This is a genomic window from Mycobacterium sp. NPDC003323 (genome assembly GCF_053589535.1).
The window spans coordinates 26,086-45,955 of record NZ_JBSFSB010000009.1 but is presented as its reverse complement, the minus strand read 5'-3'; the positions used below and the strand labels follow the sequence as shown (position 1 = coordinate 45,955).

The following is a 19,870-nucleotide window of genomic DNA, read 5'->3' as shown; positions in this document are numbered from 1 at the left end:
GAGGGAGCTTACCGGGCGGTGTCCGTGCAGGTCAAAACGCCCGAAGCGCGGCCAGGGTGGCCGTGGTTTCACACCTGGTCGAGGTGCGCACCAGACTGAGGTGAGGCAGGTCCAAGCACCCGCTAGGAGATCTCACGATCCGCGCGTGGCGCGCCGAGTTGCAACCGCGAGGTGTCCTTGAGGTCCACCCCGGAACGGCCGAGCGCCACCGCGCCGTCCACCAGCCCGGCGGCCACCCGCGCGGCCTGCTCATACCCCAGGCCGTCGGGCGGATGGATATTGGAGATGCAGTTGCGGTCGGCGTCGGTGCGGCCCACCCGCGGCAGATGCGTCAGGTAGATACCCAGGCTGTCGGCGACGCTCAGGCCGGGCCGCTCCCCGATGATCACCAGCAATGTGCGCACGCCTTGAGCAGCGGCGATGTGGTCACCCAGGGCGACGCGAGCCTGGGTCGCGATCACCGGCGGGGCCAGCGTGTGACGCTCGCCGAGGACCTCGGCCAGGGCGGCCAGCAGCTTGGCGCCGTGGTGGCTCAGCGCCGTCGGCGAGAGCCCGTCGGCCAGCACGAAGCCGATATCGGCCGGCGTCCGCGCGACGGCCGGCGACTCCGCCGGGATGCGGCCCAAATCGGGGCGGCGCAGATACTCGTCGCGGGAACCGGCCCGGCTGGTCACCACGACCGGTTCACCGATCCCCACCGCGCGAACGGCACGGCCGAGGTCGTCGACATCGAGCGGGATGTGCACCGCATCGCGGGCGGCGGCATGCGCGGCGGCCAGTTCCAGCACCTGCCGGGTGGGCAACGCGGTGCCGGCGCGGCCCAGCCCGATGCGGGCCTGGGTGGTCTTGCGGAGGTCGGCCCAGAACTCCTGGACCGCGGGGTCACTGCTCAAAGCGCTCCTCATGGTGCGGAGGTGAGCGCACGCAACGGTGAGTGCGTCAGGTCGAACGGGGTCAGCCGCCCGGCGTCGTCGACCATGCCGACGCGCTGCAGCCAGGCCTCGAATTCCGGTGCCGGGTGCAGCCCCAGGGTGCGGCGGGTGGTCAGCACGTCGTGGAACGACAGGCTCTGGTAGCCGAGCATGACGTCATCGGCGCCGGGCACCGTGATGACGAAGGCCGCACCGGCCGCCGCCAACAACGTCAGCAGCGTGTCCATGTCGTTCTGGTCGGCTTCGGCGTGGTTGGTGTAGCAGACGTCGACGCCCATCGGCAGGCCCAGCAGCTTGCCGCAGAAGTGGTCTTCCAGACCGGCGCGGATGATCTGCTTGCCGTCATAGAGATACTCCGGTCCGATGAAACCCACCACGGTGTTCACCAGCAGCGGATCCAGATCACGCGCGACGGCGTAGGCGCGGGTCTCCAGCGTCTGCTGATCGACCGGCTTACCGCCCACCCCCAGATGGGTGTGCGAGCTGAGCGCCGAGCCCTGCCCGGTCTCCAGATACATGACGTTGGTGCCGACGGTGCCGCGCTGCAGGCTCAGAGCCGCCTCGCGCCCCTCGCGCAGCAACGAGATGTCAACGCCGAACGCCGAATTGGCACCCTCGGTGCCGGCGATGGACTGGAACACCAGATCCACCGGGGCGCCGGTTTCGATCAGCCCGATGGTGGTGGTGATGTGCGACAGCACGCACGACTGCACCGGGATGTCGTAGCGGGTGCGGATCGAGTCCAGCAGCGCCAGCAGGTCGGCGGTGGCCTGCGGTGAATCGGTCGCGGGGTTGATCCCGATGACGGCGTCCCCACACCCCAGCAGTAGCCCGTCCAGCACCGCCGCGGCGATACCGCGCGGGTCGTCGGTGGGATGGTTGGGCTGCAGCCGGGTCGCCAGGGTGCCGGGTAGGCCGACGGTGGTGCGGAACGCCGCGGTGACGGTGCACGCCGCCGCCACCGCGATCAGATCCTGGTTGCGCATGATCTTGCTGACCGCGGCGACCATCTCCGGGGTGAGCCCCGACGAGATCGCCGCGATCCGTGCCGCGCTGTCGGCATGCGACGACGTCTCCAGCAGCCAGTCCCGCAGGCCGCCCACCGTCAGACCCGACAGGGGCGAAAAGGCCTGCCGGTCATGGCTGTCCATGATCAGCCGGGTGACCTCGTCGGTGTCGTAGTCGACGATGTCGGTGTGCAGGAAGGTTTCCAGCGGCAGGTCGGCGAGCACCCACGCGGCGGCCGCGCGTTCGGCGTCGTGTTCGGCGGCACACCCGGCGAGTTGGTCGCCCGAGCGCAGCGGCGTGGCCTTGGCCATCACCTCCACGAGTCCGTCGAAGGCGTAGTTCACGCCCGAGACCTGCTGCCGGTAGATCACCGCAGTTCGCTCTCCGCCTTCGCCAGCATGGCGAATTCCTCGTCGGGCGAGTTGGCCACCAGCTTGTGCCGGCTGTAGACGGCGAAGTACAGCATGAACAACGCGAACACGCCCAGGCACCAGCCGGCGGCGACCGGGTCGACCAGGAACGTCGCGATGACCGCGAACACGCCGATGACCAGGGCGAAGCCGGTGGTCGCGACGCCGCCCGGGGTGCGGTACGGACGCGGCATGTCCGGTTCCCGGCGGCGCAGCACGATGTGGCTGACCATCATCAGCACGTAGCTCAACGCCGCGCCGAAGACCGCCATGTTCAGCAGCGTGGCGCCCTGCCCGGTCAGCGACAGCGCGAAGCCGATGAGTCCCGGCACGATCAGCGCCAGGGTGGGCGCCTTGCGGGAGTTGGTCACCGACAGGGTCTTGGGCAGGTAACCAGCGCGCGACAGCGCGAACAGCTGACGCGAGTAGGCGTAGATGATGGAGAAGAAGCTCGCGATCAGACCGGCCAGGCCGATGTAGTTGACCACGGTGGCCGCGGTGCTGTCACCGAGTGCTTCCACCAACGGGTTGCCCGAGGCCTTCATCTCGTCCGCGCCACCGGCTCCGGTGGTCAGGATCAGCACCGCCGCGCAGGTCACCAGCAGCACGCCCATGCCGGCGATGATGCCGCGCGGGACGTTGCGCTCAGGGTTGGCGGTTTCCTCGGCCGCCAGCGGCACACCCTCGATGGCCAGGAAGAACCAGATGGCGAACGGGAAGGCGGCCCAGATGCCGAGGTAGCCGTTGGGCAGCCAGCTCGACGCTCCCGCGGCGCTCTCGTCGACGGCGATATTGGTCAGGTTGGCGACATCGAAGTGACCGATGGCCGCGATGGCGAAGACGATGAGCCCGACCAGTGCGATGGCGGTGATCACGAACATCACCTTCAGCGCCTCGCCGACGCCGGCGAGGTGGATGCCGATGAACAACGCGTAGGCGGCCAGGTACACCCACCAGCCGTCGGTGATACCGAACAGGCCCAGCGATTCGACATAGGCGCCGATGAAGGTGGCGATGGCCGCGGGCGCGATGGCGTATTCGATGAGAATGGCTGTGCCGGTGGCGAATCCGCCCCACGGCCCCATGGCACGGCGGGCGAAGGTGTAGCCACCGCCGGCGGCCGGCAGCGCCGAGGACAGCTCAGCCATGCCCAACACCAACGCCAGGTACATGCCCGCGATGATGACCGCGGCGATCGCCAGACCGCCGAAGCCGCCCTGCTCCAACCCGAAGTTCCAACCCGAGTAGTCGCCGGAAATCACATAGCTGACACCCAGTCCGGCCAGCAGCAGCCAGCCCGCGGTGCCCGATTTGAGTTGACGCTTCTGCAGATAGTCTGCGCTCTCGAGGTGCTCTTCGACACCGGCCACTTCACAACTCCTTTGTTGACAGTGCAATTGCGGTCGATCAATGGTGATCGGGGCGCCGGGTCGGCGCCTGAAGCATCTGCCAGCCTCGGGCTGACCGGGGCACGTTCGACTGCCTAAACACGAGTCAGCCTAAAGGTCGGATACCCGACCTTTGATAGAGCAGTATTGTCGGTAAACGCCGCGCTGTCCACCCCAACACGGCCTCAAAAGCGCGTCAGTCAGCCACGAAGGTCCGCAGCGGGAGACCCGCCACGATGCGGGCGGCGTTGTGCCCCAGAGTCCGCAGCTGCGCCGGGCTGGATCCACCCGCCAGCTCGAAAACCGGTTGTTCGAGCTTGGCATGACAGACACTGACCTCGCCGGCGGCGTCGACACCGACGCCCACCTGCAGCGACGACTGGGCCGCGGCCCGCTGCGCCAGCGCGGTCGCCGACTGCCCGGTCACAGATTCGACCGTGAAGGGCACGCCTTCTTCCTCGATACCGGCGACCACCTCACGCACCGTCGGATCCGGACCGTCCGATGCCACCACGACCGTGGGCGGTTGCGGCTGCGATGGGGCGGACCGGAAGCCGTCAGCCACGGCCGGCGACCTTCACGGCGTAGGCCGCCACCAGCCCCGATGCCACCGCGTTACGGGGACCCTCGGTGCCGCGGACGTTCCCTGTGCCGCAGACGATCCCGTATGGGGCCAGGGCATCGGCGATCTGATCGGGGATCTCGAAGTCCAGCGCGCAACCGCCGAGCAGCACCACGAACCCGATCTGACGCAGGTCACCCCCGGGTGCCACGCTGCGCAGCGACCGCAGCGCGTTGACGACGAAGATACGTTCCTTGGCGGTGCGACGCACCGTGGCGATCCGCTCCATCGAATGACGGCCCGGGATCGGGTTCATCCCCGAACCGTCCAGGGTCACCACCCGGGCGAACGCGGTTGCCGGCAGCGGTTTCTCGAAGAACTGCACGGTGCCGTTCTCCAGCCGGACATGAAAGAAGCTCTCCGCTTTGCCCAGCGGGAAGCGTTTGATGTCCTCGGCCAGCTCCAGGTTGTTCAGCCCCAGTTCGGCATCGATGAGTTTGGTGACCAGGTCACCGGCGCCCGCCAGATGCACCGCGGTGATCGTGTCATCGGTCTCGATCAACGCGGCGTCTGTCGATCCCCCACCGAGATCCAGCACCACCAGCGGCTTGTCGGTTCCGGGCGTGGTCAGCGCGCCCCGGACCGCCATCTCGGCCTCGACACCACCGACGACGACCTCGACCCGTTCGGCACCCGCGTCGCGCAACCGGTCGGCCACCGCGGTGGCCACGGCCTGCATCCCGCTCTCGCGGGTACGCACCATCGCGGCCAGCGCGACCGCGTTCTCCAGCGCCACCTCACCGGCGACGCCACCGCGAACCTCCTGCGGCACAAAGGTATCGACGGCCAGCAGATCCTTGATGTGCACATCGGCGATCGCATGGTCGGACAGATCGGCCATGCTCTGGCGCACGTTGGCGATCATGCCGCCGGTGTTGGTGCCGGCCTCACCGCTGACGTCGACCAGTGGGCTGACGCGTTCGACGGCCGCCATGATCTCCACCGCGCCGCGGGAGACGTCGATGCTCGCGCGCCGACTCTGCCCGTTGAGCTCCAGCGATCCCGCCGGGATGGTGCGGTCGGCGACGTCACCGGCCGGGGTGCGCACCACCACCGCCGACCGATTACCGGTCAGTGCCCGTGCGACCGGCGAGACCACCCGGGTGGCGGCGGCATCGAGTTCGAAGATCGTGGCCAGCCCATAGGCATTGGACAGCGTGCGGATCGACTGCGCCGGTCCGGCCACCTCGACGGCAGCCAGCATGCCCAGCGGCACCGCGTCGATGCGCGACACCTCGTCGATCACCGGGATCATCGTATCGAGCCGGTTGACCACCAGGACCGCGTCATCGTTGCCCAGGATGGCGCCCGCGACGGCGATCCCGCGTCCGACCGCGGTGTTGATCGTCTGCGCGGCGACTTCGAAGTCGACGCCGCTGGGGACGACGACGATGACCGGTTCCGAACCGGTGGCCTCGGTGAGCGACTCGAAGGCCACCGTGGTGCCCACGCCCAGACCGCGACCGCCCGGCGTGCGCGGATCGTGCCCGATCATCGTCGACTCGGTGATGATGGTCTCGGTGATGGTTTCCATCGCCATCCCGCTGATCACCGGCGTTGCCTCGTTGAGCAGGACGGTGTCCAGATCGCCCACGGCGACTCCGGCCGCGCGAAGCGCCCGGTCCACCACATCGGCAACACCGTCGACGTTGCGCGGGGTGCCCTTGACGCCGGTGGTCGGCGCCAGGGCTGCCCCGAGAAACGTTATCGACCCGTCGGGACCGATGGTCGCTGCGCTGGCCTCCGTCGTCGAGTTGCCGATGTCGACACCGACAACGGTGACCATCAGTTCGTCGCCAGCGCTTGCGCGAACTGCGGAATCACCTCGACCGGCTTGGCGCCCTTGACGATCTGCTCGGTCTCCTTCAGGTGCAGCAGCGCGGCCTTGGCCTGCCAGCGCGGACGCGCCATCTGATCGTTGAGCGTCGGAACCGGTTCGGGTGACTCGCCTTTGGCGTACTGCGCCGCATTGGAGCCGACCTGCCGATAGGTCTCCAGGGTCATCAGCGGGCACTGCGGGAACAGCTCCAAGCTGGACAACCGGGGCAGGTCGCGCTGATGGATCATGGTGGTACCGCGCGACAACAGCCCGATCGCGATGCCCGAACCCGACAACTTGGCCGCCGTGTGGGCGACGACCGCAAGATCGCTGCTGTGCCGGACCCGCACGATCCTGGCCGAGACCTCCTGCTCCTCGATACCGGCCAGGATCTGGCGGATCACATCGGCATGGGACAGCCCGGTGATGGTCTGGGTGAAGAAGTCGGCGAAGGCCGGCGAGATGCCGACCAGCACCTCGTCGGTCCGCTTACCCGGCTCGGCCGGCTTCTCGTCGGCGAAAGTCAGGACTCTGTCGGTCATTTCACTCCACCTCAACTTCGGGGTTCTCGGCGCTCGTCACGTGACGCAGCCGCTTCATCTCCTCCCAGCGCGCCCCGGTCGGGCGATAACCGGTGCCAGGTCCGGCGTAGTCGTTGCGGTCGTTGACCGCCGACAACGGCTGCAGATCGCGCGTCATGATGGCCGAGGTCTGCAGCAGATCACCCGAGACACGTTGGCGCAGAACGGTCAGCAGGTTCTCGGCGATATCGGAGAAGCCGGTGGACTCCAGCGCCTTCACCAGATCCAGACCCGTCACGTTGCGATCCATCACCTGCTGGGCGCCCTTGAGGTCCTCCAGCACATCGCGCGGGATCAACTCCCGGCTGCCGTGGGCGTAGACCGCCGCCTCGATCTCGGCATCGCTGATGGCCGGCAGATCCAGGTAGCGGAACACCGCCTGCAGGGCCTTGCCGGCGCGGTGGCGCGCCGCGAGGATATCGGCCTCTTTCACATGCTGCAGACCGCCGTCGATCTGCAGATCCCGCTGGATGGTGTTGAAGTCGTCGAAGTCCTCGGCATCGACGTTCGATCCGGCGAACATGTTGTCGTAGTTCGGTGTCGCCGAGTAGCCCGAGGTGATGAAGTCGGTGCCCGGCATCAGCTGGGGCAGCAGTCGGGCCACGCGCCGCATCGGCGAATGCGAGAACGACTGGTCGTTACCGGAGGCGCATTCCAGATCGACCGCGGAGGCGATCAGGTTCTCGGCGGCCACCGCCCGGATACCGGCGGGTACCGCACCCGGGACACCGATGCAGGAGATCGAACCGTTCTGCAGGCCCTGCACACCGGCACCCTTGGTCACCAGGATGCAGCGGATCTCCAGGTAGAGCATCGAGCGACCCTCGGCGTTGCCCATCTGCACCTCCGAACCGGTGCCCGAGGTGAAGCGCATCTTGATACCGCGCGAGGCGTAGGCCGCGGCCAGGAACGCCTTCGAGTACGGGGTGTCGTCACCGTCGACGAACACCGACTCGGTGCCGTAGACCGAGATCGTCTCGGCGTAGGCGGTGATACCGCGCATGCCGAGTTCGAGTTCGGTGGCCTCCTCCAGCGCGCACTGGGTCAGCCGACCGCCCGTGCCCACCTGACTGCCGATCTGCAGGGCCATCGCGACCAGCGGTGCATAGCGCACGACGCCCAACGTGGTCTCCACTTCGGAGAATCCGCGCAGCGATGCCTCGGCGGCCTCGCAGGCCACCTGCAGCGGGTTGTCCCGGGCGCTGGTGCAGTGCGCCTGGTTCGCCGGGGTGCGGCGGGCCCGCATCTTCTGCATGCCCATCATGATCTCGACGATGTTCATCGTCTTGACGACCTCGAGCAGCTTGGCCGGGGTCAGACCGCGGGTCACCGCGATGACCTCGTCGCGGGTGACCCGGGGATCGACCAGCATCGCGGCGATCTCCTGGGCGGGAATGGCCATCGACGCCTCGGTGCTGTCCACGTCGATCGCATGATCGGCGATGAACTGGTCCAGGAAGTCGAAGTCGGCGCGGGCCCGGCCGTCCATCTCGACGATGACGCCGTCGACCACCTTGACGCTGGGCTCGGGGTCGAATGCGCTGTCGAGGGCGACCATGCCGACCTCGGGCCACTCCTGCACGAATCCGTCCAGGTTGACCGGACGTTCCTCGAGCACCCTGGTCCGCTCGGACTGCCGCTTCTGTGCTGGCGCCTGTTCAGGCGAAACTGCGGTCACCGGTTTAACTCCTATTCGTTGGTGGCCAGGATGTCGCGACGCTCGTAGACGTCGGCGGCTTCGCGGACGAGCCCGGCCAGCATGGTGGCCCCGTGCTGGTTTTCCAGTTCGTCGGCGATCGCGTCGAGCTCCGGCTTGGTCGAAGCGTTGGGGCGCAACGCGTTATAGATCTGCAGCACACGCTCATCGCTGATGGCGGTCATCTCGGCCGCCCGGCGGAGGTTCGCACCCAGCTGATTGCGCCCCACCTTCTCGGCGATCTGCGCCTGCAGACGCAGTGTCTGCGGGGTGATGCGCAGATCCGAGGCGGTGACGTCCCCGGACATCACCGCCTCCATGGTGATGTCGGCGATCGGCTTGCCGTTGGGGGTGAACAGCAGATCCTGCCGATTCAGGCTCAACGGGTAATCCACCGTTGGATCAAGGGTCGGTTCTGTCATGCACTGCTCCCAGGTGAGGGATGACCCAGGTGAGGTCACCTGACTGTGTTCTTGTGGCGCGGGGCTTCCGCGGTGCGCCCATTGTGTCTCCCGTCACGTTGCAACAACGTTGCAGACAGTTGCCGACCTCGCCGGGCGGTCGGGATTGCGCTGTCTACTCGGCCAGTTCCGGTCGTCCGCGGGCGTCGGTTCGCCATCCGCGGCTAACCTGCAAGCACCGTGAAACTCCCACTCGACACCGCAGGCCACCTGGCGACACTGGCAGACCTGGGCGGCTACTTCGCACTGCCTGTCGCCTCCGGACAGCCCCAATGGCGGTCGCTGCCAGAACTTTTCGATACGGCGGTGATATCCGGGCATGTCGAGGCAACCCGGTCGGCGATCGCGGCCGCCGCCGGCTGTGGGCCGGATCGGGTGCCGGTGCGGATGGCGGCGTCGTCGTTCCAACTGGGGGTGGCCGCCCGCCTGCTCTCCCCCGTGATCGGTGCCGCGGTCTGTCTGCACGCCGTCCCGGTGCTCGATGCCGCCACCATCCGCTGGCGACCTTCGGACACCCATGCGCCGCTGTTCGCCGTCGCCGAGCCGCAGTGGCGGCCCGCCGGCGCGGCCGCCATCGTCGACACCGTGGTGCCGGTGCTGGTGGACCTCGGCGCCAGGTTGGCCACACTGGTGTCGCTTTCACCCCAGGTCAGCCTGGGCAACATCGCCTCCGCTTCCAATGGCGCGGTGACCGTGCTGGCGATGTCGCGGCCGGAACTGGAGGGTGCGGGCCGGCAACTGGTGCGCCAACTGTTGCAACTCGACCCGTTGATCGGGACGGGCTCGTTCACCGGCGGTCAGTTTCGCCGCAACAGCTGCTGCCTGTACTACCAGGGACCCGGCGGCGGGCTGTGCGGGGATTGTGTGCTGGTTCCCGGGTCCACTCGCTGATCACCCGTTGCAACGTCTTTGCAACGCTGGCTGCATTACCATTCGCCGCTCAGCAGCAGGACGGAGTTGACCATGGGCTGGCCACAGACCCGCGTTGCACCGACCGAGCGGGACAGCGGCACCGTCGATACCGATGGTGAAAGCGAAAACCTCAGCATTGCACTACCTTTCACGACCCACGATGCGCCGCGCGCAGTGTTCGTCATGAACGACGAGCTGCTGCGGCACGGGCTGATCCACGTGATGTCCCACGGTGCCGGTGTCGCGCTGGCCGGTGATCTTGCGCACGGTCCCGGCCTGCTGGAGCGACTGCTCGAGCTGACCCCCGAACTTCTCGTCATCGACGCCGCGATGAACGCCGCACTGCCGGCCGTCCTGGCCGGGCTGGACCCGCGGCCCAGGGTGATCGCGGTGATCGACGGTGAGGACCCCCGTGAACGGGCGCTACCGCTGATCACCGCCGGGGCCGACGCCGTGGTCGACCGCCGATCATCGGCGGCCGAATTGCGCCGCGCCGTCGCACGGGTCATCGACGGCCACCGCGCCCTCGACGCCCGCAGCGCCGAAACCCTCATCGACGAACTGCGTCGTCAGTCCGACCCCGGCGACACCGGTACCCTGACCCGTCGCGAACGCGAGGTGCTCGACCTGGTGGTCGAGGGCCTGGACAACCGCGCCATCGCCGGTTCCCTGTTCATCTCGGAGGCCACCGTGAAATTCCATCTGCACAACATCAAGACGAAGTTCGACGTGCACAGTCGGGCGGCGCTGGTAGCCACCGTGCTGCGGGCTCGCGACCATGGGTGAGGGTATTGCCGTCCAGCTCCCGGTGCGCGGTCGCACGGTGGCGGTACTCGGGTCGGCCGAGCACGCGGTCACCGTCGTCGGTGGGCTGGTGTCCGCCGGTGCTCACGTGCGGGTGTTCTCGCCCGAGGCCTCGCCCTATGTGTCCGATCTCGCCGATCGGAATCTGATCGATTGGCAGCGAAGAGCTTTCGACACCGACGACCTCGACGATGTCGAGGTGCTCTTTGACTGCGGTGGTCTGACAGACACCGAACACCGGGCCGTCGCACAGGGTGGCGCCCGCGGTCTGTTCTGCATCGACGCGCACCAGGGCCGGCGGCCGACCACGGCGCATCCACGCACCGGACGGGTCGTCATCGTCGGCGGTGGCCCGGGTGATCCGGGATTGCTGACGGTGGCCGGACGGGCCGCGCTCGCGTGTGCCGATGTGATCGTCACCGACCGCCTGGCACCGGTCGGTGTGCTCAACGAGATTGCGCCGCAGGCACAGATCATCGATGTGGCGAAGATCCCCGGCGGCCGCCGGACCGAGCAGAGCACCATCAACGCACTGCTGGTCGAACACGCGGGCGCCGGGCGCACGGTGGTGCGACTCAAGGGCGGCGACGGTTTCGTCTTCGGCCGCGGCGGCGAGGAGATCGACGATTGTGTGCGGGCCGGCATCGCGGTGGAGGTGATACCCGGTGTCAGTTCGGCCATCGCGGCACCGGCCGCGGCACTCATCCCCGTCACCCACCGGGGCCTCACGCAGGGATTCACCGTCGTGTCCGGCCATGTGCCGCCCGATGATCCGCAGTGCACGGTGAACTACGCGGCGCTGGCGTCGGCCAACACCACCATCGTGCTGATGATGGCCGTGGCCAATCTGGAGGCGATCACCAGAGCCCTGCTGGACGCCGGGATGCCCGCCGAGACGCCGGCCGCGGTGATCGCCGACGGCACCCTGGCCGGACAGCATGAGATCCGTGCCGAACTGGACACCATCGCCGCCGTCGCGCGCGAGGCCGGGGTACGTCCGCCGGCCACCACCGTCATCGGAGCGGTGGCCGGTTTCGTACCGGGCCTGGCCACCGAAACGACGAGACGCCCGCAGAGCGCTCTGGCGCTCTGACGGGCGTCCCGTCCGTCTACCGGCGGCCCTATCCCAGTGCACCCACCAGTCCGGCGGCCAGTGCGGCACCGATCAGTGGTGCCACCACCGGCACCCAGGAATAACCCCAGTCGGCGTTCGCCTTGCCGCGAATCGGCAACAGTGCGTAGGCAATACGCGGGCCGAGGTCACGGGCGGGGTTGATGGCGTAACCGGTCGGGCCGCCCAGGCCGAACCCGATGGTGATCACGACGAAGGACACCGCCGCATAGCCCAGCGTGGTGTTGACCTCGGGGGTGGTCAGGATCCACAGGATCAGCACGAAGGTGGCGATGACCTCGGTGACGATGTTCCAGCCGATCTTGCGCACCGCCGGTGAGGTGCAGAAGATGCCGCGGGTTCCGGAATTGTCGTCGTTGTTGTCGAACTGCAGTTTGAACGCCGCCCAGGCCAGCGAGGCACCGACGAACGCACCGGTCAACTGCGCGATCCAGTAGATCGGCACCTGCGTCCACGGCACCCCGCCGGATATCGCCAGGGCCAAAGTCACGGCCGGGTTGATATGTGCGCCTGCCGGCGCGGCCACGCTGGCGCCGGTGAAGACCGCGAAGCCCCACCCGAGCACGATGATCACCCAATCACCGCCGCCGCCATGGGAAAAGGAATTCTTGAGCACGACCGCGGCCACCGCGCCGCTACCGAGCAGACACAGCACCGCGGTGCCGAGGAATTCCCATACGAGGATGTCGATGTTCGCCACTGAACCACCTAACTCAATTGGCAGAGAACGCTTTGCCACCAGTGTTTGTCGCGCACCCGATGTTGGGGCGGCTTCGCGCGGTTCCACGTCGCCAACCATCCGGAAGCACTGCCGCAACACAACTTTGGGCCAGTATTTGGCTAGGGTATGGCGACCGCCGGTGCGTGCGGCGCAAACGACCGCGCGGGCGGCGATGTTCCGATTATGATCGAACTGCGGCAGAACACCCCGCGAACGTCAAAATTCGTTGCGGGAAAACCGATTCGAAAGGTTCGTCATGAGTGCCATCAGCCTGACCAGTGCAACCAAGGTGGTCAACGCGGCCATCGAGAAGGCCGGCGAGATCGGCCAGCCGATGAACATCGCCGTCGTCGACGACGGCGGACACCTGGTGGCGTTCGCCAGGATGGACGGCGCCATCAAGGCCAGCATCGACATCTCGATCAAGAAGGCGCGCACGTCGATCCTGATGAATGCGCCCACCGGTGCGCTGATGCCGCTGGCGCAGCCCGGTGCCGAGCTCTACGGTCTGGAGCAGACCTGCGGCGGTCTGGTGATCTTCGGCGGCGGCATCCCGCTGACCGTCGACGGTGTCGTCGTCGGCGCCATCGGCGTCAGCGCGGGCAGCGTCGAGCAGGATGTCACCGTGGCCGAGGCCGGTGTGGCCGCGCTCTGATTCCCCGCGAGCAGTCGTGAATGGCCCCGGAATCTCAGGATTCCGGGGCCATTCACGACTGCTCGCGCAATATATGGTGACGTTCCCGCCCCGCAGCTCTCCTTCCGCGAGGCGGGAACGTAGCTCTTTCTAGGACACGTCCACCCAGTCCAGCGTGCGTTGCACGGCCTTCTGCCAGCCGGCGTAGCCGTCGGTTCGCTGTTGGTCGGACCACTGTGCGCTCCACCGCTGGCCCTCCTGCCAGTTGGCGCGCAGGTCGTCGGCGTTGTCCCAGAAACCGACCGCCAGACCCGCGGCATACGCCGCGCCGAGCGCGGTGGTCTCGGCCACCACCGGCTTGACCACGTCCACGCCCAGCACGTCGGCCTGGATCTGCATGCACAGGCTGTTGGCGGTGATACCACCGTCGACCTTCAGAACATCAAGGTGCACACCGGAATCGGCTTCCATCGCATCGATCACGTCGCGGCTCTGGTAGCAGATGGCCTCCAGCGTCGCACGGGCCACATGGGCGTTGGTGTTGAACCGGCTCAACCCGACGATCGCGCCGCGGGCATCCGAGCGCCAGTACGGTGCGAAGAGGCCGGAGAACGCCGGCACGAAGTACACCCCGCCGTTGTCTTGCACCTGCCGAGCCAGCGCCTCGCTCTGCGCGGCACCGCTGATGATGCCCAGCTGGTCGCGCAACCACTGCACGGCCGACCCGGTGACGGCGATCGAGCCCTCCAGCGCGTATACCGGCTTGGCGTCGCCGAACTGGTAGCACACCGTGGTGAGCAGGCCGTTCTCCGAACGCACCATCTTCTCACCGGTGTTGAGCAGCAGGAAATTCCCTGTGCCATAGGTGTTCTTGGCCTCGCCGGCCTTCAGGCACACCTGCCCCACCATCGCGGCCTGCTGGTCACCGAGGATGCCGGTCACCGGTACCTCACCACCCATCGGCCCGGTGGACAGTGTCATACCGTAGGGCTCCGGGGACGAGGACGGGCGGATCTGCGGCAGCATCTGGCGCGGAATCCTGAAGAACGACAACAGTTCGTCGTCCCAGTCCAGGGTCTCCAGGTTCATCAGCATGGTGCGACTGGCGTTGGTCACGTCGGTGACGTGCACACCGCCGCGCGGACCCCCGGTCAGGTTCCACACCACCCAGCTGTCGCTGTTGCCGAAGATGGCGTCACCCTTCTCGGCCGCCTCGCGCACACCGTCGACGTTCTCCAGGATCCACTGGATCTTGCCGCCGGAGAAGTAGGTGGCCGGAGGCAGGCCAGCCTTGCGGCGGATCACGTCCCCGCGACCGTCCCGGTCCAGTGCGGTAGCGATCCGGTCGGTGCGGGTGTCCTGCCAGACGATGGCGTTGTAGTACGGCCGCCCGGTGTGCCGGTTCCAAACCAGTGTGGTTTCACGCTGATTCGTGATACCCAGTGCCGCAATGTCTTCCGGTTGCAGGTTGGTGTTGTTGAGCACCGAGGTCAACACCGAGGAGGTGCGCTCCCAGATCTCCACCGGAGAGTGCTCCACCCAGCCCGCCCGAGGCATGATCTGCTCGTGCTCGAGCTGGTGACGCCCCACCTCGGCACCCGCATGATCGAAGATCATGGCTCGGGTACTCGTGGTGCCTTGGTCGATGGCCGCGACGAATCTGGGCAACGCTGCTCCTGACGCGAGAGGGATTATTTACTTGGAAGGGTAAGCCGCGGACGTGAGCTTGAGCCGGAGATCGGGGGGAGTTTCGTCCCAAGCTCACGTCCGCGGAGATCAGGGAGGGATCAGAAGAAGCCCTGCGCCTTGTTGCTGTAGGACACCAGCAGGTTCTTGGTCTGTTGGTAGTGGTCGAGCATCATCAGGTGGTTCTCGCGGCCGATACCGGACTGCTTGTAACCACCGAAGGCGGCGTGCGCCGGGTACTGGTGGTAGCAGTTGGTCCACACTCGGCCGGCCTTGATATCGCGACCTGCACGGTAGGCGGTGTTGCCGTCGCGGCTCCAGACGCCGGCACCCAGACCGTAGAGGGTGTCGTTGGCCAGGTCGATGGCGTCGTCGTAATCCTTGAACGACGTCACCGCGACGACGGGACCGAAGATCTCCTCCTGGAAGATGCGCATCTTGTTGTTACCGGTGAAGATCGTCGGCGCCACGTAGTAACCGCCGTTCAGATCTCCACCCAGATCGGCACGCTCACCACCGGTGATGACTTGAGCGCCCTCGCTCTTGCCGATCTCGATGTAGGACAGGATCTTCTCCAGCTGATCGTTGGAGGCCTGTGCACCGATCATCGTCTCGGTGTCCAGCGGATCACCCTGGCGCACCGCCTTGGTGCGGATGGCGGCCATCGCGAGGAACTCGTCGAAGATGTCGGCCTGCACCAGGCTGCGCGACGGGCAGGTGCACACCTCGCCCTGGTTCAGGGCGAACATGGTGAAGCCCTCGAGCGCCTTGTCCTGGTAGTCGTCGTTGGCGGCCAGCACATCGTTGAAGAAGATGTTGGGGCTCTTGCCGCCGAGTTCCAGGGTGACCGGGATCAGGTTCTGGCTGGCGTACTGCATGATCAGCCGGCCGGTGGTGGTCTCACCGGTGAAGGCGATCTTGGCGATCCGGTTGGACGAGGCCAGCGGCTTGCCCGCCTCGACACCGAAACCGTTGACCACGTTGACCACACCGGCGGGCAGCAGGTCGCCGATCAGCTTGAACAGGTACAGCACCGAGACCGGGGTCTGCTCGGCGGGCTTCAGCACGATCGCGTTGCCCGCGGCCAGCGCCGGGGCCAGCTTCCACACGGCCATCAGGATCGGGAAGTTCCACGGAATGATCTGGCCGACGACGCCGAGCGGCTCGTGGAAGTGGTAGGCCACCGTGTCCTGGTCGATCTCGGACAGCGAGCCTTCCTGCGCCCGGATCGCGCCGGCGTAGTAGCGGAAGTGATCGACGGCCAGCGGGATGTCGGCGTTGAGGGTCTCGCGGATCGGCTTGCCGTTGTCCCACGACTCGGCCAGCGCGATCGATTCGAGGTTCTCCTCGATCCGGTCGGCGATCTTGTTGAGGATCAGCGCGCGCTCGGCTGCTGAGGTCTTACCCCAGGCCGGTGCGGCGGCATGCGCGGCGTCCAACGCCTTCTCGATATCGGACTCGTCGGAGCGGGCGACCTCGCAGAACACCTCACCGGTGACGGGAGTGCGGTTCTCGAAGTACCGGCCCGCGTTGGGGGCGACCCACTGGCCGCCGATGTAGTTGTCGTAGCGGGCGTCGAACGACATCAGGGCGCCGTCGGCACCCGGCCGTGCGTAAACAGTCATGAGGATCTCCTGCGTTCGGACACATGGGTGTGTCGGCCGTCACTCAATTTAGGGGTTGCAACGTTGCATCACGGTTGCAACTGGCGAAGAATCGCCGTATCGGCACCACTCGCAGGAATCCCCGCCAGGCCCGGTCCAAAGAGACGCTGGCCGTTCTGGTGGAGGCGGCCGCGCAGATGTTCTCCCGCGAGGGGCTGGCCGCCACCACCAACCGGATCGCCGAACGCGCCGGTGTCTCCATCGGCACGCTGTACCAATACTTTCCGGACAAGAATGCTCTGCTTCACGCGGTCGCGGCCCGACATGTCCGCGAGGCCGACGCCCGCCTGACCGCGCTGTTCGACCGGTTGCGGGTCACCGAGCCGCCCTTCGACGAGACGATGCATCAACTACTGGCCGAATTGGTGGATCTGCACAGCGGACAACCCCGGTTGCACGCGGTGCTGCACCGGGTCGCGATGAGCGCCGCCGACCTCGCGGTGATGCAGCTGTTCGAGGACCGGGTATGCGCGGAGGTGGCCTATCACCTCAAACGCTGTGACCGCGACGTCGACGATGATCCCGAGCTGGCCGCCCGCATCCTGGTGCACGCGCTGGACGCGCAGCTGCACCGGGTGATGCCGCAGCACGGTTATGAGGTGGACCAGTTGCGGCTCACGGTCGAGCGGCTTGCTCCGCCACGTCCCTGACGGTCTCGCGCCCGACTTCTTCGAGGCGGGTCAGGCCAGGCTCCTCGATCGGGTAGTGCCCACAGTTGTCCAGCAGGACCATCCGGGTGGGCGCGCAAATCCGTTGCAGGAAACGCTGACTCAGCTTGGGTGGGGTCCAGGTGTCGGCCGCCGGCGCGACCAGGGTGACCGGCGCCCCGCGGTACCGTTCGGGCCGGGTGTGCCGATGGTTCAGCCAGCTGGACAGGAAGCCGATGGGTGCGCGCACCCCGCCGCCGCGCGGATCGGCGGCGCACAGCGCCGACAGCGCCGGGGTGTTGCTCATCGCCGACATGTCGGCCAACCACCGCATCGGTACCCGCACCCGGCCCACCACCGGGGTGATGGCGCGCAGCGCGCCGGCGCTGGGACGGCCGAGCATCCTGAACCGGGATGCCGCGCGGCGGGCCGCCGGGTCGGCGGTGTCCAGCAGACAGGTGGCCAGCACGGCGTCGACCAGGCCGGTGCGATGGGCGACCTCGTAGGCCATCATGCCGCCCATGCTGGCGCCGAACAGGATGATCGGGCGGTCGTGTTCGGTGGCCACGATATCGCTCAGCAGATCCAGCCAGTCCGGGTACCGGACGGCGGCCGGGTCGGGTTCGTCGGTGTAGCCGTAGAGCGGCATGTCCGGCGCGAGCACCTGCACTCCGATATCGCCGTGGACACCGGTGGCCAGGCCGGCCAGGGGCCACAGCGCGCCGGAGTAGCCACCGCCGCCGTGCACGAGGATGGCCTTGACCGGGGCATCCGGGTCACCGGCGCGGGCGATGTGGATGCGCCGACCGCGCCACGGCAGCCAGCTGCTCTGCGGCGTGGCGATCTGTGCCCGGCGATGTTCGGGAAGGAAGGCGGCGTAGCGCTCGAAGTCCATGCATCGATGCTGCGGCGACGCGCGCGGCCTGACAACTCGCGTTCGGTGATGCCGTTCGCCCAGGTCAAGGATGCTTTCGCCGAGGTTGCTCAGGTTTCAGCCGAGTTCGGCGTCGAGTCCGACCAGATGTGCGCGGGCCCGGGCCCGCAGGATCGGGTCGGCTGCGGCGTGCTCGGCCAGCAGCTGCCAGCCCCGGCGGTCATCGCGGCCGTCGGGCAGTTGCAGCCACCGCCGCAACAGGGCGAGGTTCCCGCGGGCCGCCTCGGCCAGTACCGCACCACGCAGGCTGGTCGTCAGCTCGGTGCGCAGCCGCGCGATGGCCGGGGAAACCGACTGCGGCAGCAGCGCACCGCCGTAGGCCGACAGCGCACCGGCGACGTCATTGGCCTGCAGGGCGTCCAACACATCACTCATGTCGCTGGAAACCGGGCCCAGCAACCGGTACGGCCGCGAGGCGATGTGGTCACCGCCGATCACCCGGCGCAGTCGCGACATCTCGGCGCGGATGGTGACGACGTCGAGATCCTTGTCGTCGAGCAGCATCGCGAGATGGTCGGCGCTCAGCCCCTCCGGATGGCGGAGCAACAGCACCAGGATGTCGGCGTGCCTGCCGGTGAGGGCGACGGCATTGGCGTCGCCGGCCTGCCAGCGCGGACGGTCGGCGCCCAGAACCGAGAGGGTGGCGGGCCGGTCGGTGGCGTCGGGCGAGCCGGACAGGCGCAGCAGGGCCAACTGGTTCTCCACCGCGACCGCGGTGGCCCGCACCAGCGCCAGGGTCTGCGGGGTGGCGACCGAGGGACCGCCGGTCAGGTCGATGGCACCAAGCAGCGCACCGGTGCCGGGGTCGTGCACGGGCACCGCGGTGCAGTTCCACGGGTGCACGATGCGCGAGAAGTGCTCCGACCCGCGGATCTGCAGTTCGCGGTCCAGGGCCAGCGCGGTGCCGGGCGCGTTGGTCCCGGCGGTGTGCTCGCTCCAGTCGGTGCCGGGCACGAAGTTCATCCCCTCGGCCTTGCGGATCGCCCGGCGATCACCTTCGACCCACAGCAGCGTGCCGTCGGCGGCGGTGATCGCGACGACCACACCGGCGTCGACGGCATCCTCCACCAGCAGCCGGCGGATCAGCGGCAGGGTCGGCGCCAAGGGATGTGACCTGCGCAGTTCTTCCAGCGCCTTGGCCGCCTCGGTGGCCTGGCCGACCGTATCGGGGTCGACGCCGGTGGCCAGGCTGCGCTGCCAGCTCTCCGCGACGATGCGGCGCAGCGGAACCGAATCGAGGTAGGAGGCATCGACCTGACCCGCGACGAACAGGTCGTGGACGGCGCGCACCTTCGCCGGCGGCACCCGGCCGCCGTTCGTCCTCGATAAAGCCACCATGCTCACACTCCCCGCGAGGCGCCGATCACCGGACGCGTCGCATCTCTGCGAGCCAGGATAGTGGACCGCGTCACACTGGTTCGGCGTTCGCCCGGTGGCGGCGGGGCGACGGACCCAAACCTGACCGTGCGTCCCCGCCGAGCTCTCCTCTCGGCGGGGACGCACAGGACCCGAATGGCCGGTGTCAGCCCCAGGCGCCGGCGGCGCGGCGATCGGTGGCCGCCACCTCATCGGCGCCGTCTCGGACCGCGTTGCCCAGCCTGATCAGGATGTCGTTGAGGGCGGCCGCCGACTGGTTCCAGCGCAGTTGCTCGGCGCGGTAGGCCTCGGCGGCCTGTGCGGTCCAGGTCTGCTGCAGCGGCGCGATCTGCCCGCGCAGCTCGTCCAGTGCGGCGTTGAACCGGGCCGAGACGGTGTGGATCTCCTGACGCACGTTGTGCTCGATCTCGTCGAAGTTGTAGGTCAGCATCATGTCCATGGC

General features: G+C 67.8%; 19 protein-coding genes. 5 read left to right on the top strand and 14 right to left on the bottom strand.

The features are described from left to right. Positions 1-122: 122 nt before the first annotated feature. The 8 genes from eutC to ACWDUN_RS19785 form a co-directional block, all read right to left on the bottom strand. Positions 123-905, bottom strand: a complete 783-nt coding sequence (gene eutC / locus ACWDUN_RS19820) for an ethanolamine ammonia-lyase subunit EutC (RefSeq protein WP_449931656.1) — start codon at positions 903-905, stop codon at positions 123-125. Next, a complete protein-coding gene (locus ACWDUN_RS19815; RefSeq protein WP_449931654.1) occupies positions 902-2,311 on the bottom strand; it encodes an ethanolamine ammonia-lyase subunit EutB in 1,410 nt (469 codons plus the stop codon). The genes eutC and ACWDUN_RS19815 overlap by 4 nt, the downstream gene beginning before the upstream one ends. Beyond that, complete coding sequence (gene eat / locus ACWDUN_RS19810; protein ID WP_449931652.1) at positions 2,308-3,720, bottom strand: ethanolamine permease; 1,413 nt, start codon at positions 3,718-3,720, stop codon at positions 2,308-2,310. The genes ACWDUN_RS19815 and eat overlap by 4 nt, the downstream gene beginning before the upstream one ends. A gap of 214 nt (positions 3,721-3,934) precedes the next feature. Next, a complete protein-coding gene (locus ACWDUN_RS19805) occupies positions 3,935-4,303 on the bottom strand; it encodes a glycerol dehydratase reactivase beta/small subunit family protein (RefSeq protein WP_449931650.1) in 369 nt (122 codons plus the stop codon). After that, positions 4,296-6,146, bottom strand: a complete 1,851-nt coding sequence (locus tag ACWDUN_RS19800; protein ID WP_449931648.1) for a diol dehydratase reactivase subunit alpha — start codon at positions 6,144-6,146, stop codon at positions 4,296-4,298. The genes ACWDUN_RS19805 and ACWDUN_RS19800 overlap by 8 nt, the downstream gene beginning before the upstream one ends. Next, positions 6,146-6,721, bottom strand: coding sequence for a propanediol/glycerol family dehydratase medium subunit (locus ACWDUN_RS19795; protein ID WP_449931646.1), 576 nt, complete (start codon positions 6,719-6,721; stop codon positions 6,146-6,148). The genes ACWDUN_RS19800 and ACWDUN_RS19795 overlap by 1 nt, the downstream gene beginning before the upstream one ends. Before the next feature lies 1 nt (position 6,722). Beyond that, positions 6,723-8,438 (bottom strand): propanediol/glycerol family dehydratase large subunit, encoded by a 1,716-nt coding sequence (locus ACWDUN_RS19790; protein WP_449931644.1) that lies wholly within the window; start codon positions 8,436-8,438, stop codon positions 6,723-6,725. 11 nt (positions 8,439-8,449) lie between these two features. After that, entirely contained in the window at positions 8,450-8,878 is a 429-nt protein-coding gene (locus tag ACWDUN_RS19785; RefSeq protein WP_449931642.1) for a diol dehydratase small subunit, read from the bottom strand. A gap of 219 nt (positions 8,879-9,097) precedes the next feature. Between ACWDUN_RS19785 and ACWDUN_RS19780 the strand changes: the two genes are divergently transcribed. From ACWDUN_RS19780 to cobA, 3 genes are all read left to right on the top strand, one after another. Continuing rightward, positions 9,098-9,808: a (2Fe-2S)-binding protein gene (locus ACWDUN_RS19780; RefSeq protein ID WP_449931640.1), complete on the top strand. Its 711-nt coding sequence runs from the start codon at positions 9,098-9,100 to the stop codon at positions 9,806-9,808. A 204-nt stretch (positions 9,809-10,012) separates the two neighbouring features. Next, on the top strand, positions 10,013-10,615 hold the full coding sequence (locus ACWDUN_RS19775) for a LuxR C-terminal-related transcriptional regulator (protein ID WP_449931638.1): 603 nt from the start codon (positions 10,013-10,015) through the stop codon (positions 10,613-10,615). Further along, positions 10,608-11,726 carry a uroporphyrinogen-III C-methyltransferase gene (cobA, locus tag ACWDUN_RS19770; protein WP_449931636.1) on the top strand — a complete coding sequence of 373 codons (1,119 nt, stop codon included), beginning with the start codon at positions 10,608-10,610 and terminating at the stop codon, positions 11,724-11,726. Before ACWDUN_RS19775 ends, cobA begins: the two co-directional genes overlap by 8 nt. Positions 11,727-11,754: 28 nt before the next feature. Here the strand turns inward: cobA and ACWDUN_RS19765 are convergent, their stop codons facing one another. Next, positions 11,755-12,465 (bottom strand): MIP/aquaporin family protein, encoded by a 711-nt coding sequence (locus tag ACWDUN_RS19765; protein ID WP_449931634.1) that lies wholly within the window; start codon positions 12,463-12,465, stop codon positions 11,755-11,757. Between the two features lie 277 nt (positions 12,466-12,742). Between ACWDUN_RS19765 and ACWDUN_RS19760 the strand changes: the two genes are divergently transcribed. Further along, positions 12,743-13,141, top strand: coding sequence for a GlcG/HbpS family heme-binding protein (locus tag ACWDUN_RS19760; RefSeq protein ID WP_449931632.1), 399 nt, complete (start codon positions 12,743-12,745; stop codon positions 13,139-13,141). Between the two features lie 129 nt (positions 13,142-13,270). Here the strand turns inward: ACWDUN_RS19760 and glpK are convergent, their stop codons facing one another. Then, positions 13,271-14,815, bottom strand: coding sequence for a glycerol kinase GlpK (gene glpK / locus ACWDUN_RS19755; protein WP_449931853.1), 1,545 nt, complete (start codon positions 14,813-14,815; stop codon positions 13,271-13,273). Positions 14,816-14,907: 92 nt separating this feature from the next. Next, positions 14,908-16,431, bottom strand: coding sequence for an aldehyde dehydrogenase (adh, locus tag ACWDUN_RS19750; RefSeq protein ID WP_449931630.1), 1,524 nt, complete (start codon positions 16,429-16,431; stop codon positions 14,908-14,910). A gap of 74 nt (positions 16,432-16,505) precedes the next feature. Here adh and ACWDUN_RS19745 point away from each other — a divergent pair, with 74 nt between their 5' ends. After that, entirely contained in the window at positions 16,506-17,120 is a 615-nt protein-coding gene (locus ACWDUN_RS19745; protein ID WP_449931628.1) for a TetR/AcrR family transcriptional regulator, read from the top strand. Here the strand turns inward: ACWDUN_RS19745 and ACWDUN_RS19740 are convergent. From ACWDUN_RS19740 to ACWDUN_RS19730, 3 genes are all read right to left on the bottom strand, one after another. Further along, positions 17,086-18,012, bottom strand: a complete 927-nt coding sequence (locus ACWDUN_RS19740; RefSeq protein ID WP_449931626.1) for an alpha/beta hydrolase — start codon at positions 18,010-18,012, stop codon at positions 17,086-17,088. The two genes, ACWDUN_RS19745 and ACWDUN_RS19740, sit on opposite strands and share 35 nt — an antisense overlap. A gap of 96 nt (positions 18,013-18,108) precedes the next feature. Then, positions 18,109-19,389, bottom strand: a complete 1,281-nt coding sequence (locus tag ACWDUN_RS19735; protein ID WP_449931624.1) for a GAF domain-containing protein — start codon at positions 19,387-19,389, stop codon at positions 18,109-18,111. Positions 19,390-19,573: 184 nt separating this feature from the next. Continuing rightward, positions 19,574-19,867 (bottom strand): WXG100 family type VII secretion target, encoded by a 294-nt coding sequence (locus ACWDUN_RS19730; RefSeq protein ID WP_449931622.1) that lies wholly within the window; start codon positions 19,865-19,867, stop codon positions 19,574-19,576. Between the last annotated feature and the right edge of the window lie 3 nt (positions 19,868-19,870).